Consider the following 16087-nt stretch of genomic DNA (forward strand, 5'->3'; position numbering starts at 1 on the left):
ATGGCGGGATTTTAGGGCTTTTATCCGGTGGGGACAAATCGGCTCTGTTTGTGTAGGTAAAACCTCTCAGGGAGAGAGCCATGTCCAAGCCGAAAGTGCATATTTACAATCCGGTCGATGAAACCGGGGAATCCTACCGCCGCATGCGCGAAGCCGGGCTGGAAGTGGTCAAGGCTGAGGAACTCTGGGCGACCGCCGCCAACCGCCGCGACGTTGTCGAAATGGCTTTCGCCCCCGATACGACCGTCGGCGTCGGCGTCGCCAATCGCACCACCCAGGTGACGCGCAAGTCGCTGGAAAGCGCGCCCGGCCTGCGAGCGATCGTCAAATACACCGTCGGCTTCGACAATGTGGATCTCGATGCCGCCAATGAACTGGGCATTCTCGTCGTCCATTCGCCGACGGAAGCGAATTGGGGCGGCGTCGCTGAGGGCACGGTGGCCAATATTCTCACCATGCTCAAGAAGACGCGCGAAAAAGACCGCCATGTGAAGAACGGCGGCTGGCGCGATCCCTCTTTGCAGGGCCAATATCTGGGCGCCCGACACATGGACAATTATCCGGGCATGGCCATCGGCATTATTGGCCTGGGCCGTATCGGATCGCGCGTCGCCGATCTCTTCGCGCCGTGGCGCGTGCGCCTGATGGCCTATGACCCCTATGTGGATGAATCGCAGTTCGTCCTGCACAACGCCCGTAGCGTCGATCTCGAAACGCTGCTGAAGGAATGCGACGTCGTCACCGTCCATTGCAATCTGACGCGCGAGACGACGAAGCTGATGAACGCCGAGCGTATTGCGCAGATGAAGCCATCGGCGATCCTGGTGAATGCGGCGCGTGGACCGATCGTCGATGTCGACGCCCTGTTCGATGCTTTGGAAAAGAAGCAACTGGCTGGCGCCGCGCTCGACGTGTTGCCGGATGAGCCACCGAATCCGCAGACGCCGATCCTGGGCCTGGGCGACAACGTGCTGCTGTCGCCGCATATGATCGCCAACAATGTCGGCACCGGCCTGCAGCATGCGGTCGGCTGGGTCGAAAAAGCGGTCTTCGACGTATTGCGCGGCGAGGTGCCTCGCCATGTGGTCAACGCAGAGGTTCTACCCATGTGGTGGCAACGTTTCGGCGGTAAGAGCCTCATCTGAAGGCATCTGCATGCGAGCTATGCAAATTTGAATTTGGTTTAGAAGCGAACGAGCCCCTATGTTGCCGCGGCATTCGACCGCAGGGGTCGGGGAGGATTCCAGTGAGCGGACAGGCAACGGCCCAATCGGCGAAGAAAGCGGGCGGAACAACCAACACGCGGTTTCCGCCCGAGATCATCATCGCGGCCGGCTGCCTGATGTCCGTCATCACCTTCGGTCCCCGTTCGGCCGTCGGCCAATTCCAATTGCCGATCCTGGGCGAATTCAACTTCGGCTCGGAAGTCTTCTCCTTCGCCATGGCGGTGCAATATCTGTTCTGGGGGCTCGGCCAGCCGATCGCCGGCGCGATCGCCGACAAATATGGCACAGCGCGCGTTCTCGTCTTCGGCTGTCTCGTCTATGCGCTTGGCATCGCCTTGGTGGCCTGGTCGTCCGATCCGCTGACCTTCACCTTGACCCAAGGCGTCATCGTCGGTCTCGGCTTCTCCTCCTGTTCGTTCGGCCTCATCATCGGCGCCTTCGGCAAACTGCTGCCACCGGAACGGCGTTCCTTCGCCTTCGGCGTCGGCACCGCCGCCGGCTCCTTCGGCCAATTCCTGTTCTCGCCGCTGTCTGGCGCCATGATCCAGGCCTATGGCTGGCAGATGACGGCGTTCATCTTCGCGGCCACGGTCATCGCCTGCATTCCGCTGGCCATCTTTCTCACCAACAGGCCGTCATCGGCGACAACGACCGATCCGAGCCCGGCGCCGAGCCAATCGTTCCGGCAGGCAATCAAGGAAGCCTTCGGCCATCGCTCTTATGTGCTTCTAGTGACCGGTTTCTTCACCTGCGGTTTCCAACTCGCCTTCGTCACCGTGCATTTCCAACGCTATGTGGTGGAAGCCGGGCTTGCACCGAGTGTCGGCTATTGGGCCTTCGCGCTGGTCGGCATTTTCAACATCATCGGTTCGCTGGCATCAGGCTGGCTGGGCGACAAGGTGCCCCGCAACTGGGTTCTATCGTTCATCTATCTGTCGCGCTCGCTGGTGACCATCATCTTCATCATGCTGCCGGTGACGCCGTTGAGCACGATGATGTTCGGTGTACTCAGCGGCCTGCTGTGGCTGTCGACAGTACCACCGACATCGAGCCTCATCGGCATCATGTTTGGCATGAAATATTTTTCGACGCTCTACGGGCTGGCTTTCCTCAATCACCAGCTCGGTGGCTTCATCGGCCTGATGCTGGCCGGCTGGCTGCGCGAAGCCACCGGCTCCTACACGATCGTCTGGTGGCTTTCGATCGCGCTTGGCATCATCTCGGCGGTGATCAACATACCGATCGTTGAAAAGCCGGTGTCTCGCCAGCCGGCCACCGCCGCCGCGTAGTCGACTTTTGTCCAAGACCTGAGCAAGACTTGACCATGCCTGGCGCCCTTGCGGCGTCGACCATGGTGGTTTAGCCCAAAAGCATTGTCACAGAGGGTCAGCCATGACGACGTTCCGCGCCATCCGCATCGACAAGACCGACACCGGGACAAATGCCTCCTATGTCGATTTCGATGACAGCGCGTTGATGGACGGCGACGTGACCGTCCGCGTCAGCCATTCGACGGTCAATTACAAGGATGGCCTCGCCATCACCGGGGCTTCGCCGGTGGTACGTCGCTTTCCGATGGTCCCCGGCATCGACTTTGCCGGCATTGTCGAAACATCGGACAGTCCCGCCTTCAAAGTGGGCGACGCGGTGGTCCTCACGGGCTTTGGCGTCGGCGAGCAGCATATGGGCGGCTTCGCCCAGAAGGCGCGGGTGAAATCCAACTGGCTCGTGCCGCTGCCCAACGGACTGACGGCAGCGCAGGCGATGGCTATCGGCACCGCCGGCTTCACCGCACAGCTCTGCTTGCTAGCCCTGGAAAAGCACGGCGTTAAACCAGCCGACGGTCCACTCATTGTCACCGGCGCGGCAGGTGGCGTCGGCTCCATTGCCGTGGCCTTGGCGAAGAAAGCCGGCTGGCATGTTATCGCCTCGACCGGCCGTGCCGAAGAAGGCGACTATCTGAAAAAGATCGGCGCCGATGAGATCATCGCGCGCAAGGAGCTGTCCGAACCCGGCCGCCCCCTTGGCAAGGAACGCTGGGCCGCAGGCATTGATTCCGTCGGCTCCCACACGCTCGCCAATATGCTGGCGCAGACGAAATATCGCGGCGCCATCGCCGCCTGTGGCCTCGCCCAAGGCATGGATCTGCCGGCGAGCGTCGCACCATTCATTTTGCGCGGCGTGTCGCTGCTCGGCGTCGACAGCGTGCAATGCCCCATGCCGCAACGGCTGGAAGCGTGGCAGCGGCTGGCGCGCGATCTCGACAAGACCCTGCTGGCGGACATGACCCGCCATGTGCCCTTCGCCAATGCGATCGATATCGCGCACGATATTCTCGCCGGCAAAGTGCGCGGACGCGTGGTCATCGATGTGGAACAAAAATAACGCAAGTCGCTTTAAGCGCGGCCCATCTGCGATGACAGCATCGAGAGATCAACGCCGATCTTCTTCAGCGCCCGTTCGTATTTGCTGTCGTGGTCGGCGTCGAAAATAATCGCTTCGTCGCCCGGCGCCGTCAGCCAGCCGTTCTGCTGGATTTCGCCCTCGAGCTGCCCTTCGGCCCAGCCGGCATAGCCGAGCGCCAGAACCGACTTGCTCGGGCCTTCGCCTTTGGCGATGGCTCGCAGGATATCGACGGTGGCGGTCAGCGCCACACCATCGGCGATGTTGAGCGACGATGACGGCGTGAAGAAATCCGGCGAATGCAGCACGAAGCCACGGCCGCGCTCCACTGGACCACCGCGCAGCACCGGAACCTCCGTCACCTTCGGCGGCAGGCGAATCGCATCGTCGGCGGCGATCACCTCGAGCTGGACCAGCAATTCTGGAAAATTGACTCGCCGCGACTGGCGATTGATGCGGATGCCCATCGCACCGCTGCGGGAATGAGCGCACAGATAAATCACCGACCGCTCGAAGCGCGGATCGCCGATGGTCGGCGTTGCGATCAACAGATGGCCTTCGAGACTAAGATTCTCGCCGCTATCCGCCTTGATCCGATCACTGCTCATGGCCCTAATCTAGGCGTCAATTCAGGCATGAACAAGGAGGCCTCACTCCGGCCTGTGGGCAAGAATTGTGGCAAGCATTCCCGCCTGAAAATCGCGCAATGCGGCAACATCCGAGAGCGCCCGCTGGCCTGCCGCAAAAAGGCGCTCGGCGCCGTCTTTTCCGGCGACCGGCGCGGCAAGCGCCAGGAATTTATGTTGAAATGCCTCATTCTCAAGCGGCCGTCCAGGGTCTCCCAACGCGTCGATCACCTCGATGGTGCGGACTTGCCCGCCAATGCTCAGATGCACGCGCGCCGGCCAGCGTCGTGGAAAATGCCCGTCGAGGGCCGAATCATGTTCCACTGAAATCTTCGTCATCAGGGCGCTGATTCGCGGGTCCTGACTGCGATCGATGCGCTCGACGTCGGTCAGCAACGCCGGCTCATAGGCGGCGAGCCCGCATTGATAGGCCACCGACGTCATCCGTCCCATGCGCGCGGCCACACCGCCGCCACCGCCGATCATGGCGACATAGTCTTTCGGCACGCCGATGCGCACGCTCTCGATCGCGGCGGGATCGACGCCTTCGTCCAAAAACTGGCGGAAGCCGTCAACGGCGGCGATGGTCTGCTTGGCGGCGCAGATCGGCTTCAGACTCAATGCATCGAGATCGACATCGGCGAGTGCTGCATCACGATCGAACGCGAGACCATGGACGCGCTGCAACCAATCGCCATCGAGCAGGCTCGTATCAGCCGAAAAGCCGTCGCGGATCGCCCGCGCGGCGCGCAGACCGGACGCTGCCGCCTGCCCGGCCAGCAGCCAGCGCGGCGCAAGACCAGCGACATGGGCGCCTGCGCCACCAGAAATCTGATTGAGCCCAAGGGCGATCGCCTTCGCCACCTCCCCTGGTCCGCCGCCAAAGAGCACCGAAGCAGTGACCGCTGCGCCAATCGGCGCCAGCAGATAGGTCGGCCAGATGCCGCGATAGAGAATACGCGGACCATCGAGCGCCATGCCCAGCCGCATGATGATGCGATAGCCCGCCGCTATGCCGCGCGCCGTCGCCTCTGGCGAGGCCCCCTGTTGCGCGCCAGCCACAAGGGCGACAGGCACGACGACCGATCCTGGCGTCGTACAGGAGGACATATGAATGTCGTCGACCTCGCTGAGGCGGGTCATCGCCACCGCGAGCGCGGCATGATCGGGCACCGACGCGCTCCAGGCAGTATCCGAGAAATGCGCGCGCAAGGCCCCTGCCTCACTGGTCGCGCCGCCCGCCAGCATCGCCGCAGCGATGTCGATCAACGAGCGGGTCAGCAAATGTGACGGCACAGGATCGGCAAGAACTTTCTCGGCAATCTGTTCAATTACAGCCATATGTTCCATCTCGTTCCGGCATCCCCATTGCCACCCATCACGGCATTGAGATGCGGGCATCCATTTGATAGGCTGGGCGTGAGAGTATCAGGCACGGAGTTTCAGAGTGCCTCGCCAAAAGCGCAAGACGCCGCCAGATCCGCTGCTCCGCGCCATTGTCCTCAGCATCCTGCTGTGTGGCGTGTTGGCGCTGTTCATTGCCACTTGGCCGGACGCTTTCAATGGCGACAAAGTCGGCGCGGCCAGCGCCGTTCCTCCACCTGCAACCGCAGTTCCTGCCGCGACGGTTGCCGTCCCACCTGTGCTGGGCGGCGAGACCATCGAGAATTCGACCGTGGGCGCCGCCGGAAGCCCGCCGCGCGAAGGTTTCGCGGTGGTGCCGCGCCGTGTGCCCAGCGTCGTCGTCGGACCTGACGGCAAGATCATCTCGCCTTAGACCCTGCTCGCATTTCAAGCGGCCGCCGTCTCGGCCACCCGGGCGGGGAAATAGCGATCGAGCCAATCGAACACGACGCTATGGACGCGCACATTGCTGTCAGCGAACATGAAGTGATCGGTCTCGGCGAAGAGATGCAGATCGCACGGCTGCCCGGCCCGCTTGAACATTTCGATCGACTGTTCCGTCGGCGTCACGGTATCGACCGAGCTGTGCAGAAGCAGCAGCGGCCGTGGCGCCATGCGATGGACGACGTCGTCAGCGCGGAAATCGAACATGCTTTGCGCCGTCTCGGCGGTGAATTCGAGGATCGCGCCGGCGGCCAGATGGCCGCGCAGTTCCGGCGGAATGGGCACGATGTCGTAGCGCGGCACCATGAGAGATTCGCCCGTGCGTTCGCGGTGGCGCTTGCCTTCCGCCAGCATGGCTTCGAATTTGCCCCAGGCGGCGCCAGGATGCTGGCCTCTGAACTTGCGCTCACCATTGCCCCAGCCTCCCGAGGAGACGACGGCGCCGACGCGCTCATCGACGCTGCCCGCATAGACCGCGACCGCGGCGCCAAAACTCGATCCGAGCAGGCCGATGCGGTTGCCATCGACCTCCGGCCGGTTCTGCAGAAACGTCACTGCGCTTCTGGTGTCGCTCACCTGTTCAAGACAAATCAGATTGGCGCGCTTGCCTTCGCTCTCGCCGCAGCCACGCATATCGAAGCCAAGCGTGATGTAACCACGCTTGTTCAGCATGGCGCAGGGGCCGACGACGTTACCCGACGATTTGTTGCTGCCAAATCCATGCAACACGATGATCGCGGGACGTCGTTCGCCAGGTTTATAATCAGCCGGCATGCTGAGGACACCCGCCAGCGTCAAGCCGTCCGACTGGAATGAAACTTTCTCCATGGGCACTTCCTCCGCTTCACCTTATTTGGCGAGTTCGATCACGTCTTTGGGCGCCTCGATGATCCGCTGGGCGATCTTGGCCAGCATATCGGCACTCATCGGTTCGATATAGAGCTTCATTTTCGCCGCGTCGGCGAGAAAATCCGCATCCTTCATCGTCTCCTCGAATGCCTTGCGCAAAGCGGCGGCCCGCTCCACCGGAACGCCCGGCGGCAGGAACACACTGCGGCCGAAATCGGATTCCGCCGAGAGAAACTCCGCGACCCGTTTGTGCAACGGATCCGGCATCATTTCCGCCAGAGTGGGCACGGAGGGCGCCGTGGGATCGCGTGTGATCGAAGCGAAAACGATGGGAATGATTTTCCGGTCGACAATCTCCTGAGGCATGGTGAGCTGCACGCTGATCCAGGATGCGCCGCGTCCCTCCACCTCGCCACGCTGCATGGCCAGATTGAGATCGGCGACGCCTTTATAGCCGGTGACGATCTTGAACTTCGTGCCGGCGAATTTGTTGAGCACATTGGGCACGATAAACGTCGGCGAACTCGGGCCTGTCGCACCAATCACCACTTCGGTGGATTTCGCCGCCTCGACACTGTGCGCCTTCGCCGTGTGCCACACCGCGAGCATGTTGCGCACTGGCGCCATATTGCCGAGCCAGTACCAGTCGCGCGCGTCGTATTTGGCATATTCCGGCTGCAAGACCTGATGCAGCACGATGGTCTGCTGGGTCATGGCCATGGTCAGCCCGTCGCGCGGCGCCGTGTTCTGCATCTGATTGGCGACCTGCAAGCCGCCCGATTGACCACCAGCGAATTTCACCACGATCTTAGCATTGCCCGGAATATATTTGGGCATGTGCTCGGCCAGCACCTGGGCATAGGGGCCGAAACTACCACCAGGGTCGGAACCAATGATGAAATTGATCGCCTTGCCCTTGTAGAAATCGGCGACATCTTCACTCGCGGCAGGCGTCGCCTGCACGCCCATGACCGCCAAAGCCAATATCGCACCGCGCGCTTGCCATGCCATCGACGCCCTCCCCAGAGCCAAGCGGTTGTCGGTTCGCCGATCAATCCGCTTTCATGTCGCGATGATCATAGCATCGCGGATGGCGGCGTCACGCCGGCTTTTTGCGCCAGTTCGACAAGTTGCCGGCGCAGCCGATCGGAGAGTGGGATGCCGCTTCGCGCGCGCTGCTCCGCTTCCTTTTCAGAGCGCTCACCTGGAAGACGGATCGGCTCATCCGGATCGAGACGCGGCAAGGCGTGAATAATGCCGTCAAGCAGATCGATATCGCTGGCGTAATCTTCGACTGGACGAAATTTCGAGATGTCGATGGCGATCACCATCTGGCTCTGGGTGTGCCAGGCCTTCTTGCCCGGCGCGAGCATCGCGGTGAGCAGCGGCGCGCCAGCCATCACGCTCGTCAGACATTCAAACATCAGCGCCAGCCCCGCCCCTTTCGGGCCGCCGACCGGCAGCGGGATCAGCGCCTTGGCGGGATCTGTGGTCGGCGCGCCTTGTGCATCGAGCGCCATGCCCGGCGGGAGCTGCTCGTTATTACGTTGCGCCAGCCGCAGACGGCCGTTGGAAGCGATCGAACTCGCCATGTCGAGCATGGTGACGCCTGATGGCCCGCCCGGCACAGCGATCGCCAAAGGACTGGTGGAAAGACTGGGCACCTTGGCGCCGTGATAAGCCATCAGCGGCGTGCCTGCGCCAAGCACAATCGCCGCCATGCCCTGGCGCGCGATCCATTGCGCATAGTAGCCCAGCGCACCGCTATGGCCGAAGCGCCGCACGGTGCCGAGCGCGACACCGCTGCGCCGCGCCCGCTCCACCGCTTCATGCATCGCCAGGCTCATCGGCACCGCCCCGAACTGATTGCCGCCGTCGATCAGAAACAGCGCATCGGCCAGCGATTGCAGCTGCGGTTCGCCCTTCAGGTCGATATCGCCGCGCGCTACCAGATCGAGATAGCGCGGCACGCGTTCGACACCATGGCTGTCGATGCCGCGCAGGTCGGCCCAGACCAGCACGTCAGCCATGGTCGCGGCATAATCGGCCCGCATGCCGTTTTTGACGAAGATCGCAGCCACAAAGGCGCGCAGGTCGGCGCCATCCAGTCCTACCGCTGTCATATTCCGCCTATTTCATCGATGTTTTAGCACCTTCGACGATGTCAGGCGGTGTGTTGAGAATATCATTGGCGATCTTCTGCACCTCGGCCCCAGACGTCGGATCGATATCGAGCTTACGCTTCTCCGCCGTTTCGAGGAACTCCTTGTCTCGCACAGTCTTATCGAAGGCGTCGCGCAAGGCTTGCAGACGATCGGCGGGAATCTGCGGTGGCGCCAGCAGAGCCCGACCGATGGCCGCGCCGGCAGACGCAAACTCGATGATCCGTTTGGCCTTAGGATCGCTGACGACCTCCTGCATCAACGGCACATTGGCTAGTTCCTTGTTGCGCCGCAGCCCCGCCTGCAGGACCGGGATGAGTTCACCTGAAGCGATCGGTGAGGCGTGGGTGACGCGCCAGGAATTCCAAGCTGATGAGACGAGATCGACCTCACCCTGCTCCATGGCGTGGATATATTCGGCCGAGCCTTTGTAGCCGCAGACCATTTTGAAATCGAAGCCGCCCAGCACTTTCAGAAGCGCGGGATATTGATAGCTCTGCGAATTGACGCCGGAGCAGCCGACGATCAACTGCTTCTGCTTCATCTCCTCGATGGTTTTGGCGGGCGCGGCCTTGCGCAGCACGAAGCCCGTGTTCACTGGCGCGAAAGAGCCGATATAGGCCATCTCCTGCACCTTCCATCGGCCAATCTCGGGCTCGAGAATCTGCGTGTGAACGAGTGTTTCGGGAAACAGCGAAATCACCGTGCCATCGCGCGGCGACTGCGCATAGAAGAAAGCCGCCGCGACGACGCCGGCGCCACCCGGCCGGTTCTCGACAATGATATTGGGATTGCCCGGAATGTATTTCCGCATGAACTCGGCGGCGAGGCGGGCATAGAAATCATAGGATCCGCCCGGCGGATGGCCGAGCATGATGGTGAGATTGCGGCCCTTGTAGAATTGCTCCACCGCTGACTGTGCCTGGACTTGCGATGTCCATGCGAGCAGCGCGACAGCCGCGCCGAACAAGCCCTTCTGAATGTTTCTGTTCACGTCAATTTCCTCCCTTGCCGTGAGCTTCGTTCAATTCCTGCCCTTAATCCTTGGGCTTTAATCCTTGGCTTGCCCCTTGCCCTCGACATTGCGCACAGGGGTTTCCGGCTTCAGCCCGCCGCGTCGACGCGCATAGGTGTTCTCGCCATTGGCGCGCCATTCACCAGAAGCCGCCGCATCGGCGAAGGCCTGCCACTGCGCGCTCCAATCGCCGAGATCATAGCCGTGCCAGGGCGCTTTGACGCTGAGGCGCGGCAGATCCAAGTCTTTGGCCATCTCTTCCCAAAGACGGCGGGCGTTTTCCATATAGGACTTCGCTGGCAGAGCGAGCGGCGAGGTCGGATGTTTCAACGTCGCGTCGATCAGCATCGTCGAATCATCGCCGCCCGCGCCGGATTTCGGCCCGTGGCCCCCGGCACGATGGGGCACGAGTTGGACGTCCTCGATCGGATTGGAGCGATAGGCCAGCGACCAGAAAATCGCATCCGTATTCAGCGGATCGATATCCTGCGAGACGGCGATGACGATCTTGCCGCATTGCGCCTGCAAGGTGGCCGCGCCGTGCAACCCGCGCCAGACCTCCGTCTTGAGCGCGCCCTGTTCAAACTGCAGAAAGATGACTTTCCGCAGGTTGGTCAACGGCTCGTGCATCGACACGGCCTTGATGCCCTTGATATCGAGATGGTGTTTGAGGTGCTGGAAGAACAGTGCCTCGTAGGCCGACTTTTTGAGAATGCTCGATTCGCTCGGCGTCACTTCACTGAGAACCGAGGCGAAGACAGGCTTGCGCTTCATGGTGATGGCGGTGACGCGCATCGACATGTTGAAATCTTCAAGCGCGATATGGCCGTGGCTTTCACCGAACGGGCCCTCCGGCTCAAGCAGATCCGTATCGATGAGCCCTTCAACGACGATTTCGGCATCCGCCGGAATTTCAAGGTCGACCGTCTTGGCGCGGGTCACCCGCATCGGCCGACCGGCCAGACCACCAGCCACCGCCATTTCGTCCTGATCGATGGCGAGTTTCTGCGGACCGGTGAAAACAACCACGGGCGCGCAGCCGACAACGATGGCGCAAGGCATCGGCTGGCCAAGTTTCTTGTATTTCTGCCAGTGCAGATAGCCGCCGGCGCCCGAAAGGCGCGAAGCCATGCGCACGCCAAGCCGATCGTTGGCTTTCAGGCCGGCGCGATAGGTGCCCATGTTGCGCACGCCGGTCTCAGGATCCTTGGTCACGCAGACGGTCGCCGTCAGATAAGGCGCGGCGTCGAAGCCTGGCGTCGAAATAGGCACCGGCAACATCGCTAGACCACCACCCGGCTTGGTCAGATCGTCGCCGGTGATCACCACTTCATGGCAAGGCGCGTCATCGACGTAAACCGGTTCAATCGGATGATCGATGGCGCGCATCCAAACATCGGCCAATTCGTCGACGCCGACGCCCATCCCCATGGCATATATTTCATGTGTCGCGGCTAAAGCGCCGACCACCACTGGAATATCATATTTCTCGCCGCCAGAGCCCACCACATTGGTGAACATCATCGCTTTGCGCGCATCTTCCGGATAACCGCCGACAAATTGCCAACGCATCAACGGATGGATCTCAGTGTCCTTGTTGATGGGGCGATCGATACGTACCAGCAAGCCGCGTTCTTCAAGCCGCTGCAAATGCTCCTGAAAGTCGGAAGGCGCCGCTGTGCTCTGCCCGCTCGACTTGCGGCTCGATGTAGACACGCGTCCCTCCTTCGTATCGCAGCACGTTTTTCGCCGCGTTTGGTTGCGTTCTTATAGACGTTCCTGTAGCGAGGCAACACAAGCAATATAACTATATGGGGAGGTTCATGGCTTCGGTCGCGCAGAACGGTTTCAGCGTTATCGGGCAACCCTTGCAACGCAAGGAAGACCAGCGCCTCATCACCGGCCAAGGCCGTTTCACCGATGACTTCAACTGGCCGCATCAAGCGATCGCGGTCATGGTGCGCTCGCCCTATCCCCACGCACGCATTCGCTCCATCGACACGACAACGGCGCGCACCATGCCGGGTGTGCTCGGCGTCTTCACCGGCCAGGATGCGGCCGCCGACAGGCTCGGCCCGATCCCGCACGATCCCGTGCCCAAAACCAAATTCGATATGAAGCTGACCGGTCCCGGCGGCAGCAAAATTTTCATTGGCCCGCACGCGCTGCTGCCCGCCGACAAGGCGCGCCATGTCGGCGAAGCAGTCGCGATGGTCGTGGCTGAAACCGACGCTCAGGCGCAGGATGCGGTGGCCGCCGTCATCGTCGATTACGAAGAACTGCCGTTCGTGCTTGATCAACGCGACGCCGCCGATGGCGAAGCGTCCGTGTTATGGGACGAGCACGGCAGCAATGTGCTGGTCGATACCTGGTTCGGCGACAAGCCGGCGACGGAAGCTGCCTTTGCCGTCGCCGATCATGTCGTCCGCATGGATTTTCATATCCCGCGCGTTACCGCTGTGACGATGGAGCCTCGCGCCGCGCTTGGCGCCTATAACGCCAAGTCGAACACCTATGAGCTTGTCGTCGGCGGCGGCGGCGCCGTGCGGCAGAAGAACGAAATTGCCCAGATCCTCGGTGTCGAGCCCGAGACCGTGCGGGTGATGACCTATGATGTCGGCGGCAATTTCGGCGCCAAGAACCGCGTCTATGTCGAATATGGTCTGGTGCTCTGGGCCTCGCGCCACGTCGGCCGTCCCGTTAAATTCACCGCCACGCGCAGCGAATGTTTCACCACCGACTATCAGGGTCGCGATCTTGTCTCCTGCGTTGAACTGGCGCTGCGCAAGGACGGACGCTTTCTAGCGCTACGTTGCGACAATATCAGTAACGTCGGCGCCCATTGCGTCTCCCTCTCGCCGCTGGGCAAGGGCTCGGGGCTGATCACCGGCTCCTACGATATTCCAATCGCCACCTTGCACGCGCGCGCCGTGTTCACCAACACGATGTCGACCCAAGCCTATCGCAGCTCCGGGCGGCCGGAAGTCAACTTCGCCATCGAGCGGATCATCGATACGGCGGCGCGCGAACTGGGGTTCGACCGCATCGCCTTGCGGCGCAAGAACCTCGTGCGCCCCCGCGCCATGCCTTACACCAATGCGGTGGGCGCCACCTACGATAGCGGCGACTATGAAGCGCAGCTCAATCTGTCGTTGCAAATTTCCGACTGGAAGGGTTTCACCAAGCGCAAGCGCGATGCGGCGCGGCGCGGCAAGCTGCTTGGCCAAGGGCTCGGCCACTATGTCGAATCCTCGATCGGCACGCCAAAGGAACGGGCCGAAATCACGGTGCTGCCGGAGGGGCGCGTGCGCGTCGTTATCGGCACGCAACCGAGCGGACAGGGACACGAGACCAGTTTCTCGCAAGTCATCGCCGATCTTCTGCGCGTGCCGGTCGATCGCATCGATATCGTCATGGGCGATACCAAGATCGTGCGCCTAGGCGGCGGCACCCATTCGGGCCGTTCCATGCGCCATGCCGGCACGGTGATGTCGAAGGCCTCGGGCGAACTGATCGGCAAAGCCAAAGCGATTTTTGCCCACACCTACGCGGTGCCGGAAGCCAGCGTCACCTTTGAAGACGGCCGCTTCGGCGCGCCAGCCACCAACCAATCACCGGACTTTTTCGAACTGGCGCGCGAAGTCGCCAAACAGAAGCTGCCGGTCGATCTGCGCGATGGCTTGGCCGTCGTCACCGACAATGAAATGCACGAGCCGGTCTTTCCCAATGGCTGCGCCTCCTGCGAAGTCGAGGTCGATCCAGAAACGGGATGGATCGACATCACTCGCTATTCGGCGGTCGATGATGTCGGCCGCTGCATCAACCCGCTGATCGTCCATGGCCAGACCCATGGCGGCATCGCCCAGGGCGTCGGCCAGGCGATGTGGGAATGGTGTTACCTCGATCCGACGTCGGGGCAGCCGCTGGCCGGGTCGTTCATGGACTATGGCATGCCACGCGCCGACAACATGCCCTCGTTCCGCACGGAGATCGCCGAAGTCCTGTCGCCGACCAATCCGCTTGGCATCAAGGCCGGCGGCGAAGGCGGCACGACCCCTGCCCTTTCAGTCATCGTCAATGCACTGGTCGATGCGCTGCAGGATTACGGCGTGCGCGATATCCCGATGCCGACGACACCCCAGCGCATCTGGCGTCTCATCCACGAAGCCCGCTCGACACCGCGCAAATCTGCTTAGGATCTTTGTTTTGTCTTTGTGACATTGTCTTGGTGACGTTTGACGACGTCGAACCGCAAACACTTTTAGGGAGTCCATCGTGAGCCTGCCAACCGTCGAATTGATCTGCTTTCCCGGCGCGCCGAACCTGCCAATCTTCGTCGCCCGCGACAAAGGCTGGTTTCGCGACAACGGCATCGACATCAATCTGTCGACGACGCCGAACTCAGCTTTCCAGGCCGAGAACCTCGCCAGTGGCAAGTTTCACATCGCCGGCACGGCGTTCGACAATGTGGTCGCCTATCAGGAAGGCCAGGGCGCGGTGCCGCTGAAGGACACGGACTTCTTCGCCTTCATGGGCGCGACGCAAGTCGAACTCGCCTTCATCACCCAGGCCGACATCAAGAGCTACGCCGATGTCAGAGGCAAGAACCTCGCCCTTGATGCGCTATCGACCGGCTTCGCCTTCGTTCTCTACGAGATGCTGGCGAAGAACGGGCTGACCAAGGCCGACTATCAGATGCAGCCAGTCGGCGCGACGCCGGCACGCTGGGAGGCGGTGAAGGCCGGCACCCATGCCGGCACCCTGACGATTGAGCCGTTCACCAGCATCGCCCGCAACCAGGGCTTTCATGTTCTGGACACATCAACCCAGGTATTCCCAGCCTATCAGGGCGGTGGCTTTGCGGCGCGCCGCGCCTGGGCCGCGGCCAATCCGGACGCGCTCAAGGGCTTCATCCGTGGCTATCTCGCCGGTCTCGCCTGGACGCTTGATCCCGCCAACAAGGAAGAAGCCACGCAGGTCCTCCTCGCCAACATGCCGGAAATCAAACCGCAGGTGGCGCCAGCCGTCATGGCTTCGCTGCTCTCGCCGCGCTCCGGCCTGACGCCGAAGGCGGCGATGCTGATGGACGGCGTCGCCACCGTGCTCGACCTGCGCTCGCGCTATGGCGCTGGCGCCAAGCTGAGCGACCCGGCCAAATATATCGACCTGACCTATTACAATCAGGTCGTTGCCGGCTGACGGGTCCGATCAGCCCCGGCCGAGGAACGGCTGGCCGATCGGCAGGATCGTCGTGTCGAGCATGTTGGTGGTGTCGGGCATCGAGGCCATCAACACGATGACCGAGGCCACCTCTTCCGGCTGGGCCATCTGCTCCGCCGGCCGATCGGCCATATTGGGGGCCAGTTCCGAGACGGTGGCGCCGGGATGGACGACCGAGGCGGTGATGCCGAATTCGCGCCCGTCCAGCGCCAGCGAGCGCGTCAGGCCCTCGATGGCGAATTTCGTCGCCGTGTAGCCGATGGCGTTCGGGCGCGGCATTTTCGCTGAAATACTACCTATGTTGATGATCCGGCCACGCTTCTGCGGCTTCATCATCCGCAGCGCCTGTTTCGAGCACAGGAACACCGAGGAAAGGTTGGTCGCGACGATCTCCTGCCAGCGGGCGAATTCGAGCTGATCGGTCGGCGTATGGTCGGCGATGCCGGCACAATTGACCAGCAGATCGAGGCGGGCGAACTCATTGTTGACTGCGTGGAAGAGGCAGAAAACGTCCTCTTCATTGGTCACGTCGGTGGCGCAAATCCGGGCTTTTCCGCCTGTCGATTCAATGGATTTCCGCAATTCCTCAAGACGATCGCGGCGCCGCGCCGCCAACATCACGGTCATGCCCTCAGCCGCCAGCCCCTTGGCGATGGCCGTGCCGATTCCGGAACTTGCGCCCGTCACCACGCCGACCTTGCCATCCAGCCTACCCATGGGTTCCTCCAAATATTTCGC

Annotated in this window: 14 protein-coding genes; 6 read left to right on the plus strand and 8 right to left on the minus strand. The window is 61.9% G+C overall.

The features are described 5' to 3' along the window. Positions 1–80: 80 nt before the first annotated feature. The 3 genes from BLW50_RS14230 to BLW50_RS14240 all read left to right on the plus strand — a co-directional run bounded on the left by BLW50_RS14230 (position 81) and on the right by BLW50_RS14240 (position 3611). Positions 81–1145, plus strand: a complete 1065-nt coding sequence (locus BLW50_RS14230; protein WP_090703590.1) for an NAD(P)-dependent oxidoreductase — start codon at positions 81–83, stop codon at positions 1143–1145. A gap of 101 nt (positions 1146–1246) precedes the next feature. Continuing rightward, positions 1247–2515 (plus strand): MFS transporter, encoded by a 1269-nt coding sequence (locus BLW50_RS14235; RefSeq protein ID WP_244544241.1) that lies wholly within the window; start codon positions 1247–1249, stop codon positions 2513–2515. Between the two features lie 103 nt (positions 2516–2618). Then, positions 2619–3611 carry an acrylyl-CoA reductase (NADPH) gene (locus BLW50_RS14240; protein ID WP_090703593.1) on the plus strand — a complete coding sequence of 331 codons (993 nt, stop codon included), beginning with the start codon at positions 2619–2621 and terminating at the stop codon, positions 3609–3611. An 11-nt stretch (positions 3612–3622) separates the two neighbouring features. On the opposite strand, the gene BLW50_RS14245 is transcribed toward BLW50_RS14240, so the two are convergent. Together BLW50_RS14245 and BLW50_RS14250 are read right to left on the minus strand one after the other, a co-directional pair. Next, positions 3623–4237: a YqgE/AlgH family protein gene (locus BLW50_RS14245; protein WP_090703596.1), complete on the minus strand. Its 615-nt coding sequence runs from the start codon at positions 4235–4237 to the stop codon at positions 3623–3625. A gap of 42 nt (positions 4238–4279) precedes the next feature. Continuing rightward, positions 4280–5596 carry an MmgE/PrpD family protein gene (locus tag BLW50_RS14250; RefSeq protein ID WP_170850158.1) on the minus strand — a complete coding sequence of 439 codons (1317 nt, stop codon included), beginning with the start codon at positions 5594–5596 and terminating at the stop codon, positions 4280–4282. A 106-nt stretch (positions 5597–5702) separates the two neighbouring features. Between BLW50_RS14250 and BLW50_RS14255 the strand changes: the two genes are divergently transcribed. Next, on the plus strand, positions 5703–6032 hold the full coding sequence (locus BLW50_RS14255) for a hypothetical protein (protein WP_090703603.1): 330 nt from the start codon (positions 5703–5705) through the stop codon (positions 6030–6032). A 14-nt stretch (positions 6033–6046) separates the two neighbouring features. On the opposite strand, the gene BLW50_RS14260 is transcribed toward BLW50_RS14255, so the two are convergent. The 5 genes from BLW50_RS14260 to BLW50_RS14280 all read right to left on the minus strand — a co-directional run bounded on the left by BLW50_RS14260 (position 6047) and on the right by BLW50_RS14280 (position 11845). Continuing rightward, entirely contained in the window at positions 6047–6931 is an 885-nt protein-coding gene (locus tag BLW50_RS14260; RefSeq protein ID WP_090703607.1) for an alpha/beta hydrolase, read from the minus strand. Positions 6932–6952: 21 nt separating this feature from the next. Next, positions 6953–7963 (minus strand): Bug family tripartite tricarboxylate transporter substrate binding protein, encoded by a 1011-nt coding sequence (locus tag BLW50_RS14265; protein ID WP_090703610.1) that lies wholly within the window; start codon positions 7961–7963, stop codon positions 6953–6955. 65 nt (positions 7964–8028) lie between these two features. Further along, the gene (locus tag BLW50_RS14270; RefSeq protein ID WP_090703613.1) at positions 8029–9075 is read right to left on the minus strand and encodes an Ldh family oxidoreductase; all 1047 of its coding nucleotides are present in this window, start codon (positions 9073–9075) and stop codon (positions 8029–8031) included. Between the two features lie 7 nt (positions 9076–9082). Beyond that, entirely contained in the window at positions 9083–10108 is a 1026-nt protein-coding gene (locus BLW50_RS14275) for a Bug family tripartite tricarboxylate transporter substrate binding protein (RefSeq protein ID WP_090703615.1), read from the minus strand. A 57-nt stretch (positions 10109–10165) separates the two neighbouring features. Beyond that, positions 10166–11845 (minus strand): UbiD family decarboxylase, encoded by a 1680-nt coding sequence (locus tag BLW50_RS14280; protein WP_090703618.1) that lies wholly within the window; start codon positions 11843–11845, stop codon positions 10166–10168. Between the two features lie 107 nt (positions 11846–11952). Between BLW50_RS14280 and BLW50_RS14285 the strand changes: the two genes are divergently transcribed. Both BLW50_RS14285 and BLW50_RS14290 read left to right on the plus strand, forming a co-directional pair. Beyond that, a complete protein-coding gene (locus BLW50_RS14285) occupies positions 11953–14325 on the plus strand; it encodes a xanthine dehydrogenase family protein molybdopterin-binding subunit (RefSeq protein WP_244544242.1) in 2373 nt (790 codons plus the stop codon). A 79-nt stretch (positions 14326–14404) separates the two neighbouring features. Beyond that, positions 14405–15328: an ABC transporter substrate-binding protein gene (locus tag BLW50_RS14290; RefSeq protein ID WP_244544243.1), complete on the plus strand. Its 924-nt coding sequence runs from the start codon at positions 14405–14407 to the stop codon at positions 15326–15328. A 9-nt stretch (positions 15329–15337) separates the two neighbouring features. On the opposite strand, the gene BLW50_RS14295 is transcribed toward BLW50_RS14290, so the two are convergent. Next, positions 15338–16066, minus strand: coding sequence for an SDR family NAD(P)-dependent oxidoreductase (locus BLW50_RS14295; protein ID WP_090703626.1), 729 nt, complete (start codon positions 16064–16066; stop codon positions 15338–15340). Positions 16067–16087: the final 21 nt, after the last annotated feature.

The sequence above is a fragment of the Beijerinckia sp. 28-YEA-48 genome (assembly GCF_900104955.1).
In the GTDB taxonomy this organism is placed as follows: domain Bacteria; phylum Pseudomonadota; class Alphaproteobacteria; order Rhizobiales; family Beijerinckiaceae; genus Terripilifer.

Coding starts and splice junctions, on each gene's coding strand:
- BLW50_RS14240 (WP_090703593.1), top strand. CDS start 2,619: ATGACGACGTTCCGCGCCATCCGCATCGACAAGACCGACACCGGGACA.
- BLW50_RS14230 (WP_090703590.1), top strand. CDS start 81: ATGTCCAAGCCGAAAGTGCATATTTACAATCCGGTCGATGAAACCGGG.
- BLW50_RS14250 (WP_170850158.1), bottom strand. CDS start 5,596: ATGGCTGTAATTGAACAGATTGCCGAGAAAGTTCTTGCCGATCCTGTG.
- BLW50_RS14265 (WP_090703610.1), bottom strand. CDS start 7,963: ATGGCATGGCAAGCGCGCGGTGCGATATTGGCTTTGGCGGTCATGGGC.
- BLW50_RS14245 (WP_090703596.1), bottom strand. CDS start 4,237: ATGAGCAGTGATCGGATCAAGGCGGATAGCGGCGAGAATCTTAGTCTC.
- BLW50_RS14260 (WP_090703607.1), bottom strand. CDS start 6,931: ATGGAGAAAGTTTCATTCCAGTCGGACGGCTTGACGCTGGCGGGTGTC.
- BLW50_RS14285 (WP_244544242.1), top strand. CDS start 11,953: ATGGCTTCGGTCGCGCAGAACGGTTTCAGCGTTATCGGGCAACCCTTG.
- BLW50_RS14295 (WP_090703626.1), bottom strand. CDS start 16,066: ATGGGTAGGCTGGATGGCAAGGTCGGCGTGGTGACGGGCGCAAGTTCC.
- BLW50_RS14270 (WP_090703613.1), bottom strand. CDS start 9,075: ATGACAGCGGTAGGACTGGATGGCGCCGACCTGCGCGCCTTTGTGGCT.